The organism is Blastocatellia bacterium, assembly GCA_035275065.1.
Taxonomy (GTDB): domain Bacteria; phylum Acidobacteriota; class Blastocatellia; order UBA7656; family UBA7656; genus DATENM01.
Map to the genome: position 1 here is coordinate 1 of DATENM010000005.1, position 13,849 is coordinate 13,849.

Consider the following 13,849-nt stretch of genomic DNA (forward strand, 5'->3'; position numbering starts at 1 on the left):
TTGATGGCGCTATGTTTGACACAACAAGCAGCGATCACCCAAGGGCAGACGGTCTACGCCTTCAAGCGCGAGTTATTTCGTCAGCCCATCCCGAACCAACTCCCTTTTTTGGAGCACTTTTTGGTCGCTGCGTAGTTTCAGTAATCAATTAGAAATTCTTGTTATGTCAGGCAGGGCGTAAGCCTACCCGGCTGATAGTAGCGTCCCCATGCGTTCACGTCGTTTGTCGCTCTCGTCTCGTTCTTCATTGAATCTGTCTCTGTTATTCGCTCGTGGCTGGCGGCGACGTGTACTCTGCCTGGTACTTATCTGTGGGTTGTTGGTGATACCCGATGCCGGCTATGCGGTGCGCGCCGCAACCGACGTCGCCGTCAAAGTCGCCAAAGACACATTTGAGCCACTCCCGCTCGCCGCCCGCTGGGTCAAGCGCCTCTTCAGCCGCACGGCCACGCCGCCGCGTCAGGATACTTTGGCCGACCGCCTCGCCTATGTCGCCCGCCTCCAGATCACCCCCCTCAAGCTCGTCGGCTATCAGGGACAGCCTGTCAGTTTTACGGCTCTAGCCTTCAACGCCTCAGGCGAGATCATTCAAGGCGTGCGCTACGATTGGGAATCCTCAAACACTGATAAGGTGCAGATCGATGACAGTGGCAGGGCGACCTTCTTGCAGCCGGGGCTGGCGCGCATCACCTGCCGGGCCGGCGCGATCTCGGCTTCGGCGCCCGTGCTCGTGCGGCTTGGCCACCGCCCGCCGCAGAGCGACGCTGAGTGGCGCGCCGATCAGAACGCTCTGCGGCCCGACGGCACCACCGGCCAGAACGGTCCGGGCGGCACGGGCGGCGTCGCCGCTTTACTTGACCGGCTCGCCCCCACGGCTTACGCACAGGGCGGCTCAAGCTATAGCAACGCCGACTTCGCTTACGACGAGTTGTGGAGCGAGCCGCGCAACCTGGTCGGCTCGCCGCGCAACCGCGCCATCGAAGCGACGCGCATCGGCGCGGTCATGCCCGAGAGCAACAACTTCAAGATGGCTATCCCGCTGATTGATCTCAGCGGGCGCGGCTTCATTGCAGGCCTGACGCTCTATTACAATTCGCGGGTCTGGTCCCGCCACGGCTCGGCCATCATCTTCGACGCTGTCGAGAGCCGCCCCAGTCCTGGCTTCTCGCTCGGCTTTGGCCGGCTGGTGACTTATCGCACCAGCACCGCGCTGAAGTACCTGTGGATCAGCGCCGACGGCACCCGCCATTATCTCGGCCAGCCTACGCTGGCCAGTTGCCCGCTGCCGTGGATAGACTGCAATGCCGAAACGACAGTGACCTTGCAGACGACTGACGGCTCGCATCTAACCTATGTCGGTAACGCCTCCACAGGCGGCACGCTCTACAGCGACGACGGCACCAAGATTAGTATTAGCGTCGTTAACAACCGCCTGCTGCCGGGGCTCATCACCGACCGCAACGGCAACTACGTCACCATCACCTACAAAAACACATCCTGTGACCCGAACTGCCAGGAGTATTGTACCTGCCCGATCTACCCGCCTCCGCTGACGCTCGACTACATCACCGACACGATGGGCCGCGTGATTCAGTGCAACTACGACGCCAGCTACAACTTGGTCTCGATCACCGCGCCTGGCTACGGCGGCACCGCCCAGCAGCCGGTGACACGCACCGTCGCGCAGTTCGATTACGAGAGCCGCACCGTCAGCAACAACTTCAGCGGCTTGACGGTCGAGAACCGCCCCTCGCAGGCGATGAACTTCCTCAAGCACGTCTACCTGCCGGCGACGCAGAGCGGCTACACCTTCAGCTACTCGGCTTTCGGTATGATTTACAACGTCTCGAAGCGGCGGCAGATGAGCATCAGTCAGGGTGGGGTCATCAGCGACGGGTCGGAGAGCAACAGTGTCTTGTTTAACTACCAAACCGCCAGCACGCCGGCACTGACCGACGCGCCGGCCTTCACGCAGCGCACCGAGAATGCCCTGAACGCGCCGCAGAGCATCTACAGCTACAGCCGCTGGGACGGCTCCGGCTTCAGCGTCTTCATCATCACCCAGCCGGATTACACGCGGCAAACCATCGCCCGCTACGACCCGGCGACCGCCGGGTATGGCGGGCTGCTGTATTACGTGCAGCCGCAGAAGGCCGACGGCACGGTGATGCACACGACGACCTTCTCCTACACGACCGACGGCGGCGGCTCGCCACAGGTGCTGTACACCTTCGACTACGACGAGGCCAGCACGCCGACGCTGGTGGCGTTTGATTATGACTCTTACGGCAACGTCACCAACAGGCGCGAGTATGGCTATCAGGTGAGCGGCCAGTGGCTGGTCAGGCGGCGGACGCGCAACCTCTACAAGACCGATGCCAGCTACGTCAACGCCTACCTGCGCAGCCTGGTCATCGAGAGCGACATGTATGATGCGCAGCTCGACACCAACGACACCAACGACGTGCTGATGGCGAAGACGACCTACACCTACGACAATTATCAGGCGATGAGCGGCATGGAAGAGTACCGCGACGCGCAGGGGAACCTGCCGGCGACGCCCGGCCACTATGGCACTTATGACGCCAGCGTCACGGTGCGCGGCAATGTCACCGGCACGACTAGGTGGTACGACATCTCAGGCAATCTGAGCTACACCTGGCTGCGGAAGATCGACCTGTTCGGCAATACGGTCAAGGAGCAGTTGTCATGCTGCAACGAGCAGACCGAAACGGCGACGCAGAACACCTTCTGGTCGAAGCCGGAGCAGGTGACGAAGGGGGCGGCGGGCGGGCCGCAGTTGACCGTCAGCGCGCAGTACGACTTCAACACCGGCGTGACAAAATACACCACTGATCCGAACAGCTTGCAGACGACAGTGACGACGCGGGACGCCGCGCTACGCCCGATTCTGGTGACGACGCCGACCACTGCGGTCAGCAACGTCAGCTACAACGACGGCACGTTGAGCGTCACCGGCAGCAAGGTCTACGACGACAACGGCACGCAGAAGACGGTGACGACGACGACCGATTATGACGGCTGGGGTCGGGTCATCCATCAGCGCAACATCCACGGCGGGCAGGTCAACACCACCTACGACAACATGGGGCGGGTGGCGAGTGTGAGCAATCCCTTCCCCATCGACGGCTCGCCTTCGTTTTGGACGAATTATAGCTACGACACAATCGGCAGGGTGACGGTCGTGACGCTGCCGGACAACCAGACGGTGCAGACCACCTACAGCGGCAACAGCGTGATCGTCACCGATCAGGTCAGCCGCAAGATGGAGCGTCTCAGTGACGGCCTGGGCCGCCTGGTGACGGTCAACGAGCAAGACTCGTCGGGCAACCTAACGCAGGCAACCAATTACAGCTACGACATCCTTGACAACCTTACCCAGGTCAACCAAGCCAACCAACTGCGCAGCTACCGCTACGATGCGTTGTCGCGGTTGACCGGCGAGAAGCTCCCCGAGCAGGGCGACCCGACGCAATCTACGCAGTGGACGACCACCTACACCTACACCGACTTCAGCCAGGTGGCTACGCGCACCGATGCCCGCGGCGTCGTCACGACTTACGCCTACGACTCCTTGCACCGCCTGTCGCAGGTCAGCTACAACACGGTCTCAGGCGTGACCACCGCGCCGACTGTGACCTACACCTACGACAGCGACGCGACCTATGGCACGAACAAGCAGGGGGCATTGGTGCGCGTCAACGTCGGCACGGATTACCAGGAACGCTACACCTTCGACCAGTACAAGCGCCTCAGCAGCACTGTCTTTAATATCGGCACACGCTCTTACACGACAGGCTATCAATTCAACGCTGCCGGACAGCCGCTACGGGTGGGTCACATCGGCATTCAGTACGACACCTCTGGCAGGCCGTCGGCCATCGGCGGCCTGAGCCAGATCAGCTACAGCGTTGCCGGCCAGATGACCGGCGACCGCATCAGCAGCAGCGGCTTGTACAACGGCAACTCGATTAACAGTGTGACCGACGAGACGTTCACTTACAATCAGGCGCGCTTGCAGATGAGTGGGCAGACGGCAGTGACGACAAACAGCAACGCCGGCAGTTGCGTGCCCGGCCCGTGCCCGCCGCCGCCGGCAGGGGGAACGAACCTCAGTCTGACTTACACCTACAACGCGACCAGCAGCGGCCAGTTCGGCGTCGGCACGACGGCGGGCAACGCCGGGCAGTTGCTGTCGGTCAGCGGCACGGTCGGCGGGGTGTCGGAGAGCGCCACCTACACCTATGACAACTACAGCAGACTGGTGACCGCGAATCAAACGAGCAATGGGTCGAGCGCGCAGCGGCGGTTTGCCTACGATAGATGGGGCAACCGCACCGGCGTATGGGACGCCGCCTCAGGTGGCAACCAGATTCAGAGCGTCAGCTTACAGACGGTAAGCTTTCCGGGCACCGGTACCGCGCCGACCAATCGCCTCAGCGCAGTCAGCGGCACGAGCTACACGTATGACACTAACGGCAATGTGACGAATGACGGCAGCCATAGCTACACGTATGACTCGGAGAATCGGCTCGTCAATGTAGACAACGGCGCAGCCGCGACCTATGCTTATGACCAGCAGAATCGCCGGTATAAGAAGACGGTCGGCAGCAGCGTGACACATTACGTCTGGGATGGTGAGCAGGTGCTTGCCGAATACAATGGCAGCACAGGGGCATTACAGGTGAACTACTGGTACGCCGGCTCGCGGCTATTCGAGAAGACGGGCGGTAGCACGCAGGTGCTGTTGAGTGACCGGCTGAGCGTGCGGTTGGCGCTGAGTGATGTCGGGGTAGTGGCCGGGCGGCAATCACACTTGCCGTTCGGCGAAGACTTCGCCGAGAGCGGCACGCAGCAGAAGCAGCATTTCACCAGCTACGAGCGAGACAGCGAGGCAGGAACGGATTACGCAGTCAATCGGGGTTATAATCAAAGTGTCGGGCGCTTTCTGTCTGCTGACCCATATCAAGCGAGCGGCGGGCCTGGGATGCCACAAAGCTGGAACCGCTATCTGTATGCGTTAGCTGACCCGGTGAACCAAGTAGACCGCAACGGACTGTTCTCGTTGACATGGGGGCCGGAATACTGCTCGGGCTCCGTCTTAGGACAACTTTTTTGCGACTTTAACCCCTTCCCCGGGGTAGGCACTCCCCCTCAGATTAAACTGCCGGAACGTTGCAGCCTCAATGTAGCAACAAGCGGCGATCAATTGTCACAGATCGATATCAAGCACTTTGCTCATCACGATGAGAGTCCGAACGTCACTGTTTTGGGTGCGGGTGTAAGCACAGGGCATGATCTTAACGGTCATAGTGGTACTTACTGGTTCTTCTTCTATGAGGTGCAAGTTACATTGCCCTCCGATGATCCAGACCCTGACGATTGGAAACCGTTAGTACAACTAGCTGGAGGCGATATAGGCGGCTGGGAAATAATTGGGGGCCGTCGTTATTACCTTAACCGCAACGCCTTCGTTGATATTCTGCTTCCTCAGGCCCAGGACAAAGGCTTCCCCGGGTTCTACTTTTGGATCGATGCCCCAGATGTCCCGGAGGAAAGGATAATCGGCGTCCTTGGAGAAATCGGTGATGGGCGCGCGCTCCCGCTTCTTGAGGAATTGAAGGTAAGCACGGAGGGCGCGAAGAATTTGGTTTTTAAAGAAGTTTTTACGGGGATTTTGGAAGATGCTATAAAGAAGATAGCAAATAAGGTTCAAGTCAAGCAGAATTAAAAGAGAGCGAGAATCGCCTAGATGACACAGCATGCAACATGCAAGGCTGCACGCTGCGTCATCTATCAGCAGCAAATGATCGTATCCTGGCCAGCCGCCAGCCGTTGCAGCTCGTGCTCGATGACCGCGCGCGCCTCGTCGCTGTAGTCACCGCGGGGGAAGCCGGCCAGAATCGCCGCCGCCAACTCGGCGGGCTCATAATCGATTTCCGCCTTTGCGGCCATCCCCTTGAAGAAGGCCCACTGCTGGCGAGTTTCCACCAGCAACTTGTCCAACTCGGCGCCGTGCCGAACGTGCGCGTGTTTCAGCACGTCGAGCACCAGCCCGAGCACGTCCAGGCACCGATGATTCGCCCGCCACGTCTCGTCAGTGGTTAGGTAGCCAGTGCCGGGCTGCGCCAGGCGGTCCCGAAGCTCTGCGGTCAGGCGGTAGAAATCGACCAGGCAGAGCTTGAACTCTTCGTCGAGCTGCTGTAAGTCCTGCGCAGATCGCACCCTAAAGCCTGCCAGTTGCTCGGATAGATGATTCCTGGCGTGCCTGTCCAGCGCATCGTCCGACACTCCAAACTTCCGCGCTATCCCCCTCTTCGACCCGTTGCCACGCAAAATCACCAGATTTATGTCGTGGGCGTCGGGATGTGTACAGACGGTGCATCGGCGTGACATAGAGCGCTTCCTTGCCCTGAGTCAGTGGCAAACGGTTAACGACGACGACGACCTTTCATCGGGGCCCTTCGACGTTAACAAAAAATTGAAAATTGGGAATCGCGTACCCCGTAGTAACATCAGGAGTCCCGTTTCCTTTTGGGCCGGGTGGCCACCCTACCCTCGCCGCTGATTTATCAAAACCATTAAGCCCGAAGCAGGAGCGCCACAAGTCTGTTTGGGAATCATAAGAGCACTCGCTTTGACGCATCGTTCCATCAAGGTGCGCGGGTGCCGGGGGTAGGGGTAGGGTGAGGTATGGGGGCCGGGCGGCCCCAGAGCCGCACCCCTTCACCTCTACGTGCCAGGCGGCTTGCCTTGGGCTCGCACCGAACGCCGCGCCCTGTGCTGATTGCAGGATGCTATTCATCAGCCTTGCCCTCCCTTCTGTAGATTTGGCCAAACCATCACGAACTCGCGATGCAGCGCCACGCCCGGCAGCGGCAGGCGGCCCCAATGGTAGAAAGGGACCGCCTTCCACCTCATACACGCGATGCGCTGATAAGACCAGCCGACAATCGCCTTCACGCCCTCATCGCTCCAGCCGTAGCCGACAAGGACGTGTGACGACTCGAACGGCACGCCGGCAAGCTGCGGGTCTCCCTGTCGCGCGGCCCAATCGGGGTTGACCTCGCTTGTGAACTGGATGCCCAGCAAGAGGCGCGCGCCGGCATCGAGCAGCGGCGGCAGCGTGTCCCGCGCCGTCTGACCGTGCGGGATAACACCCAAGCCGACCAGGCCGGGGAAGTTCAACTCCGAAAGGAGCATCATCTGCCCGAAGACACTCAGGCCGCCGTCATCGCCGACAGCGGGCGCCAGATCGAGCATTCGTTCGAGCGGCGGCGGCTCAAGCCCCAGCAGCACGTACAGGTTCATACTCGCGTAGAAGGCGCAGAGGCCCACAATTCCCGCGTCCGTGCTGTCGGGCTGGATGATCACCCGCGATGCCAACTCTTCATCGTTCATCACTCATCCTTCATCGTCACCGGGAGCCATCACCTTGAAGGCGGTACGCCCTTCGCCCGCCCCACGGCATCACGGATGATTGCCCCCGGCTCGCCCAGCAGCTCGCGTAGCCGCCCAGCCGCGGCGCTGATCTTCTGGCCAGGGTTGCCGGGGCCGCTGATCATCGCGTGCGCGCCCTGCATCCGCTGTTCAATCGCCTGCTCGAACCGCTGACGCTCCGCGGGAGCCAGGCCGCGATACATCTCCGTCTTGCGCTGCTCGCTGATGAAGCCGTGCGTCTGTTGGGCGACGTGCGCGTTGTAGAGCATCACCGAGGCGTCGCCCTCGCGCGGCGTGCGCCCGAGTTCGGCATCCTCACGAGCAACAAGCTGGGCGATCTGTAGCCCCTGCCGCTTGAACGCCGCCGGGTCAATGTCACCGGGCGGCTTCTGGTACTGCGGCATTGCCTGAAGGCTCGCCACACGCTGCTCTATCGCTTCGCCCTGCCGCTGTGCGCGGTCGTTGTACGCCTTGCTGGTTTCACCAGGACGGCGCCAGGGGCGATTGTAGGCAAGACCATTGGCGCGCATCTCATCGAGCGCCGGCGTAAGGTCGGATTGTTGGGGTCATCACCAGACGATGAATTGAGCACGCGCGGAAGCGCCGCCACAAGCGGGTACGAGACTGACATAGCTTTCGCTCCTAACGAGGGGTTAAGGGGTATTCAGTTTCTGCTAGCCAACAACGTGCGCGCACGGCATCGGCGAAGGGCGCAAAGAGCCTTGTTGCATCAGCGGGATCTATAGGTGAACCTGTTCAGCCTGTCGAATCTTTGTTCGACTCTAAGAGTATTTTAGCACAAGCATCTTAGCGCCATAGAAAAAAAGGGTAATTATCTACTTGACGCAAGAAAAATGTTTTATCAAGGTATATTGCGACGATCAGTTAGGCGCAATCAAGCTGGTGGTCCGACGCTGGCGTCAGCGAACTTCTTGCCGTAGGGAAGTATCATGAACATTAAGGCTTTCCTCTCATTAGTTGCGTTCCCCACACTTGTTATGTTGGCCTGCTCGCCGCCAAGCGCTGCGCGCAACAACCAACCAACTACTCAGGCTTTGTTTCGCTTCCAGAGTAATTTTTGGATTAACCTCCACCAGACGCTCTTCCGCGAAGCCGCATTGCGCCGAGCAAATAATACGCAGTCCGCATCCGCAAGCCGCGCCCCACTCCCCGAAGCCGAGTTAAGCGAGGGCGAGAGGCGTGCCTGGGACCATGCAATCGACTATTATGCGCAGAACTTCATAGGGCGCAGGCTAGTATTCGACCAGCAGTTGACTCACATCAACAACATCTTGTCGGTACAGCGAGGCCCGGCAAAAATAGCCTCGCCCGCGTTACCCCAGGAACTTGTGCTGACATTAGAGCAGGCCGCGCCAGTCTATCGAAGGCATTGGTGGCCTGCTCACGACAAGGCAAATCAGGCGTGGATTGCGGCAATGAAACCTGCGGTTGAGAGGATGGGGCCGGACGTCATCTCGCAGTTGGAGAAATTATTTAAGCACCGCTGGTCTGCGCCGCAGCTAGTAGATGTCACGTACTTTGTCGCAGAAGTGGGCCACGCCTATACGACAGAACACCCGGGTCATACGACCATCGCGAGTTCAGAATCTACGCTCCAAGTAACGGACGGACTCGAAACGATCTTTCATGAAGGCACGCATACTTTGACCGATGAGGTGCAAGACGCACTCGATGTTGAATGTAAGGCACAAGGTAAGACATGCGGAGACCTGTGGCACGCACTTCAATTCTTCACCGTCGGAGACGTCGTCAAGCAGCGGTTAAAAAAGGACGGGGTGACTGATTTTACGCCCTATGCTTATAAATATGGTCTTTATAAACGGGGCGAGTGGCCGAGGTTCATAAAGGCGCTAGAACAGGACTGGCCGCCGTACCTTGAGGGGAAGACATCTTTCGCTGAAGCGATCAAACAACTCATCAGGGACATCTGAATAGGCACTGCGGTTCGAGGAATTTTACCTTGTCTTCAGCAAGGTTCTCTCTACCTTGAGCTAAGTAGATAATCACCAAAAAAAGGGCGGCGATGAGCCGCCCCCAACGCCCGCCCCTGGCTCTTTGTGGGGCGTCACCCTTCAACGTGCGCCGATGCAATCACGCGAAAGGCTAGGGCTAAGATTAAATGAGAGCCCCGGCGAGCGCCGCCATCTCGTAGCGCAGAAGCGCCGCGCGATCCGCTACGCCGAGGTGCGAGCAATGATGCTTGAAGCGCCAGCCCGAGCAATCGCAGACGCGCAGCTCTATATTGACAACGTGAAAGTCACCCGGAGACGAAGACGACGGCACGAACCACTTTTGCGGGTCCGGCTCACTGGCGACGACCGGGCGCGAGCCGAACACCAGCAGGACGAAGCGCGCGGCATCGGCGCGGCCTGCCCACTGGCGCAACTGCTCATAGGCCGTCGCCTCTTCGCGCCTGAGTGTAATCGACTTCGCTTTGGCCATTGCCTATGATTTCATGTGACCAATATGGGCCTCCGTTGCAACGCCTTGTTAGACGGCGGCTTGCTCAATCCATTCTAGTAACTCGTCCTACTTGAGTTCCCGCCGGATTACCTCCTTATAACTCTCTCAACTCACCCCCGTCTTTTACGCTTCTTGAACCGGGCTTGAGTGACAAGCTACCACTTGCCACCGCTCCTCCCTTTTCATCCACACCTGTGTGAAGAGGAAGACACCTCCCCAATCGCTACCGCCAACCAGTGCATTAATCTGCAATGTGCAATTGGCTATAACGACATCTCTATACATGCGAAACTTCCAACCCTCGTACTTATACGATGACTGTTCTACGACCACGGGCCTCAGACAATCGTTAATGTAGGTCTGTTTGTCAGCGAGTTGGCCGCCAGGTAGCCAGCCTGCGATCATGAAGTCATCAGCCAGAATCCTGTTCAGGGCGCTGTGGTCGCGGCGGCCTGCGGCGTCAATCCAGTCGTGCGCCAGTTTGATGATTTCTTGTTCAATAGCAGGGTCAGACATATTTTCTCCAGGTATCAGATACTGCTAGGGTGGCTTCGCGATTCAGCCGCCTAACGCCGCACATCACCGGGCCGCCGAGCGGCATCGCGAGCAACCACTTGAACCCCGCTGCGGCGGCTCCGGTGCATGTCCTTGTTAGACGCATCAGCGGATATTTGCCAATCAGTTTCTTGCTCTGCCGCTTACCTGCAACAAGGCGTTACTGTGCCTGTGCAGCTCCAACCTGCCGCTTCGCCATCTCCACGAATTGCTCTTTCTCTGCCATAGTTCCAAAGCCTCTCTTCCGTACCGCAAACCCGCCCCCCTCTCGCCTGTAGAAGTAGATCGCCTCTTCTGTCTCTTCCATCTCGATAATCGTCCCCCAGTCGCAAGTATACTGCTCTTTCAACTGGCTTATTCTTATCCCCGCTTCGGCCAACTCCACTTCGACGCGGAACGGCTTATCTTCTCCCACCAGCTTCAGACAAAGTTTGCGCACTCTTTTCTCGACAGTGCTTTCGTAAGTCAGCAAATAAATCGCAGCGGCAATAATGGCGACGGCAACCCCTACAAATAACCTCCTACCAAGGCTGCCTTGCATGATGGCGAACCAGGGGAGCCCCGCGAGCAATACCGTGGTTAGCAGCCCTTTCCAGTTCCAAGGGCGCAGCAGCTTTGACCGGGCGAGGCTCCGCATTGTGACGTCTACGAGATCATCTAATGTGGCGTTGAATTCTACGATCATAGTCGAGTATATGCGTCTAACGCCGGACATTACCGGGCGCGCGAACGGCCTCACCAGCATCCACGTGAATTCTGCTTCGCGCGCTCCGGTGCATGTCCTTGTTAGATGCGGCGCGGTAATTACCAGCCAAGCTTACTTCAGAAGAAACTCTCTTGTCTGCAGGACTACCTCATCTGCGGTTCTTCCTCGAAAAACGTAATGAGTCGCGTCCTTCATCTCGACAACCTGCCCGCGCGGAACTTCGCGGCGGAATTGCTCGACGTTCGTTCGGATGTACGGCACTGAGTTCTTAACCCACCACTCGTCCCATTTCCGGCGTGTCGCTTCATCCGCTTGCGGCGGCGCATAAGGATGATGTTCCGGCGTCGCATAAAAAGCCAGCGCCGGGGCTTTCACCTTCGTATAATCCGGGCGGAACGCGACTGTCGCCCTGAGCATCGCCTTGTTGATTTCCCACACGTTGGCCGGCGGCATGTCTTTGACGACGATTTTCGCGGCGTCGGGAGAATCCTGCACTTCAAGGACAAGCCGCCTGTCTTCCGGGTCTGAGACGGGGTCGCCTAAAATTAGGTCAGGGATGCGGGCGCGGGTATAGGCGGCGTCGAGATAAACCAACTTCTTGACACGCCGCGGATAAAGCGAGGCGAACGTCGTCATCTCGTCGCCCGCCGCCGAATGCCCGGCGACGTTCACCCTTTCGATTTTCAAGGCGTCGAGGAACTGCCTGATGTCTTCGACCCGCGTGGCGATGTCGTACCCGTCCGCGGGCTTGTCCGATTCGCCGAAGCCGCGGCGCGTGAGCGCGATGACGTGGAAGCGGTCTGTGAACTTCGGGGCGAAGTCGTCGAAGACGTGCATCGTCGCCCAGTCCGGTCAGCAAAAGCAGCACGTCGCCTGTCTGGCCCCAGTCGAGATAATGAAGTCTGATGCCGTTGGCGGTGACGAAGCCGCTCTTGTGCGGCGACTTGTCTGCGGGATCGGCGGTCGTTTCAGTGCTCTGCGCCGGAGCAGACTGAGCACTGAGGGGAAATATGGCGACGAGTAGGGCGAGCAGATTGGCTAGGTGTAATTCTCTGTGCACTTCGATCTATCTCCTGAAATGAGTAAGCATCTAACGCCCGCGTTCACCGGGGCCGTGAACGACCTCACAAGCTACCACGTGAAGTCTGCTTCGCGGCCTCCGCCGCAACGCCTTGTTAGGCGGCGCTTTCTGCGCTTAGGCTGTTATTCACTTATGAAATCGTCCGGGTGGTTCTGCCGAACCGCCGTATTTGTGTGGACTTTTACCCGATCACATTGCCCCCGCACAAAGATGCCACCGCCTCTCCCCTCAGCCATCCCGTTGCCCGTAATTACACTTCCACCGACTTGCGCCGAGGCGTCTTTGAAGTAGATGCCCGCCCCTTCACCTTTCATACTGTACAATGCATTCTCCGTCACTCGGCTTCGCCACATCCGCACTTGACTGCCTTCACAATAAAGGCCACCCCCTCTCGCTTCCTCGGCCCCATAGACGGCATTCGCTTGAATTGAGCTGCCGGCAATCTCAACCTTGCAAGCGACCAGATGGAGACCACCTCCACGAGCACTTCTAATGGAAGCTTGTACACTGTTGCCAACGATCATTGATTTCTGGACGCGAACCGATGACCGGATGCACATCATGCCCGCGCCGCCTGCTTCGGCGTGATCATCGGTCACCCGATTTCCTGCGAGGACGCATTCTTGGAGGGCTACGGATGATTCGAAAGCAGAAATCGCCCGCGCACGACCATTCGAGCGAACCTCAATTCCGCTAAGATAGACAGAAGCGTTCTCGAGGTGGACGACTGTGTCTGCGGTTGCACCGACAATCGTGACCCCGCGTCGGCCAAAGCGAGTTGTGCTGATCACCACGCCAGGCGTCCCGACGAGATACAGATCCTCGCTGTAAATGCCGGGGCTTACCATGATGGTCGAGGGCCGAATGATTGCGTCGATGGCTTCCCGGATAGAGGAGAATTGCGATGGCACTAAAAAGATGTCATGCGCAAGGCCAGTCGACATTTTGTTACCTCGTCAAATGAATGGGCGCGCCTAACGCTCGACATTACCGGGCCGCCGAGCGGCCTCACAAGCTACCACGTGAACTGCGCAGCGGCGGACCCGGTGCATGTCCTTGTTAGGCGCTGCTTCGTTTATTGCGCTTGCTTCCTTACGACCTCTGCCTTGACGTCTTCAATTCCTTTCCCTCTCTGCCTGTCAGTCGCGGCTCGGCTATCTGCCTCGTCTGATGTGCCTCCGAAGGGTTACTGACCTTTGATGGCCGCCCTTCTGCCTCCATCCGCCGATGCGCCTCCGCCCACGTCGGCAACGCTGCACCCCCCTGCTCCCAATGGACGGTGCTCGCCTCATCACACCACTTCAGTAACCTCGGCATCACCTTCCGATGCGCGCCGCTGTCTCGATAGGCTTTCATTGCCGCGGCATCCTTCCACGCGGTCACCGTCCAGAACGTGTTGCGCGCCTCGCGCACTAGCCTACCGCACATGAAGCCGGGCGCACGTTCTGCCTGTCGTGCCGTGGCCAACGCCTGCCAACCAAATTGTGGAAGATAAAAGAGGGAACGTACGCGAAGGCGCGTAACGGAAATCAATGGCATGGTGATAGTCTACCACTCATCGT

Annotated in this window: 11 protein-coding genes; 2 read left to right on the top strand and 9 right to left on the bottom strand. The window is 58.9% G+C overall.

Annotated elements, in window-relative coordinates:
• The first annotated feature begins 322 nt into the window (after positions 1 to 322).
• Positions 323 to 5,752, top strand: coding sequence for an RHS repeat-associated core domain-containing protein (locus tag VJ464_01735; GenBank protein HKQ03824.1), 5,430 nt, complete (start codon positions 323 to 325; stop codon positions 5,750 to 5,752).
• 65 nt (positions 5,753 to 5,817) lie between these two features.
• Here VJ464_01735 and VJ464_01740 read toward each other — a convergent pair whose 3' ends face one another.
• The 3 genes from VJ464_01740 to VJ464_01750 form a co-directional block, all read right to left on the bottom strand.
• On the bottom strand, positions 5,818 to 6,417 hold the full coding sequence (locus VJ464_01740) for a hypothetical protein (protein ID HKQ03825.1): 600 nt from the start codon (positions 6,415 to 6,417) through the stop codon (positions 5,818 to 5,820).
• A gap of 408 nt (positions 6,418 to 6,825) precedes the next feature.
• Positions 6,826 to 7,422 carry a hypothetical protein gene (locus VJ464_01745; protein ID HKQ03826.1) on the bottom strand — a complete coding sequence of 199 codons (597 nt, stop codon included), beginning with the start codon at positions 7,420 to 7,422 and terminating at the stop codon, positions 6,826 to 6,828.
• 29 nt (positions 7,423 to 7,451) lie between these two features.
• Positions 7,452 to 7,991, bottom strand: coding sequence for a hypothetical protein (locus tag VJ464_01750; GenBank protein ID HKQ03827.1), 540 nt, complete (start codon positions 7,989 to 7,991; stop codon positions 7,452 to 7,454).
• A 420-nt stretch (positions 7,992 to 8,411) separates the two neighbouring features.
• Here VJ464_01750 and VJ464_01755 point away from each other — a divergent pair, with 420 nt between their 5' ends.
• Positions 8,412 to 9,413, top strand: a complete 1,002-nt coding sequence (locus tag VJ464_01755; protein ID HKQ03828.1) for a hypothetical protein — start codon at positions 8,412 to 8,414, stop codon at positions 9,411 to 9,413.
• A gap of 184 nt (positions 9,414 to 9,597) precedes the next feature.
• Here the strand turns inward: VJ464_01755 and VJ464_01760 are convergent, their stop codons facing one another.
• From VJ464_01760 to VJ464_01785, 6 genes are all read right to left on the bottom strand, one after another.
• On the bottom strand, positions 9,598 to 9,924 hold the full coding sequence (locus VJ464_01760) for a hypothetical protein (GenBank protein ID HKQ03829.1): 327 nt from the start codon (positions 9,922 to 9,924) through the stop codon (positions 9,598 to 9,600).
• Between the two features lie 144 nt (positions 9,925 to 10,068).
• Positions 10,069 to 10,461 (bottom strand): nuclear transport factor 2 family protein, encoded by a 393-nt coding sequence (locus tag VJ464_01765; protein ID HKQ03830.1) that lies wholly within the window; start codon positions 10,459 to 10,461, stop codon positions 10,069 to 10,071.
• Between the two features lie 199 nt (positions 10,462 to 10,660).
• On the bottom strand, positions 10,661 to 11,185 hold the full coding sequence (locus tag VJ464_01770; protein HKQ03831.1) for a YcxB family protein: 525 nt from the start codon (positions 11,183 to 11,185) through the stop codon (positions 10,661 to 10,663).
• A 132-nt stretch (positions 11,186 to 11,317) separates the two neighbouring features.
• A complete protein-coding gene (locus VJ464_01775) occupies positions 11,318 to 12,043 on the bottom strand; it encodes an alpha/beta hydrolase (GenBank protein HKQ03832.1) in 726 nt (241 codons plus the stop codon).
• 366 nt (positions 12,044 to 12,409) lie between these two features.
• Entirely contained in the window at positions 12,410 to 13,231 is an 822-nt protein-coding gene (locus tag VJ464_01780; GenBank protein HKQ03833.1) for a right-handed parallel beta-helix repeat-containing protein, read from the bottom strand.
• Positions 13,232 to 13,379: 148 nt separating this feature from the next.
• The gene (locus tag VJ464_01785) at positions 13,380 to 13,826 is read right to left on the bottom strand and encodes an antibiotic biosynthesis monooxygenase (protein ID HKQ03834.1); all 447 of its coding nucleotides are present in this window, start codon (positions 13,824 to 13,826) and stop codon (positions 13,380 to 13,382) included.
• Positions 13,827 to 13,849 lie beyond the last annotated feature (23 nt).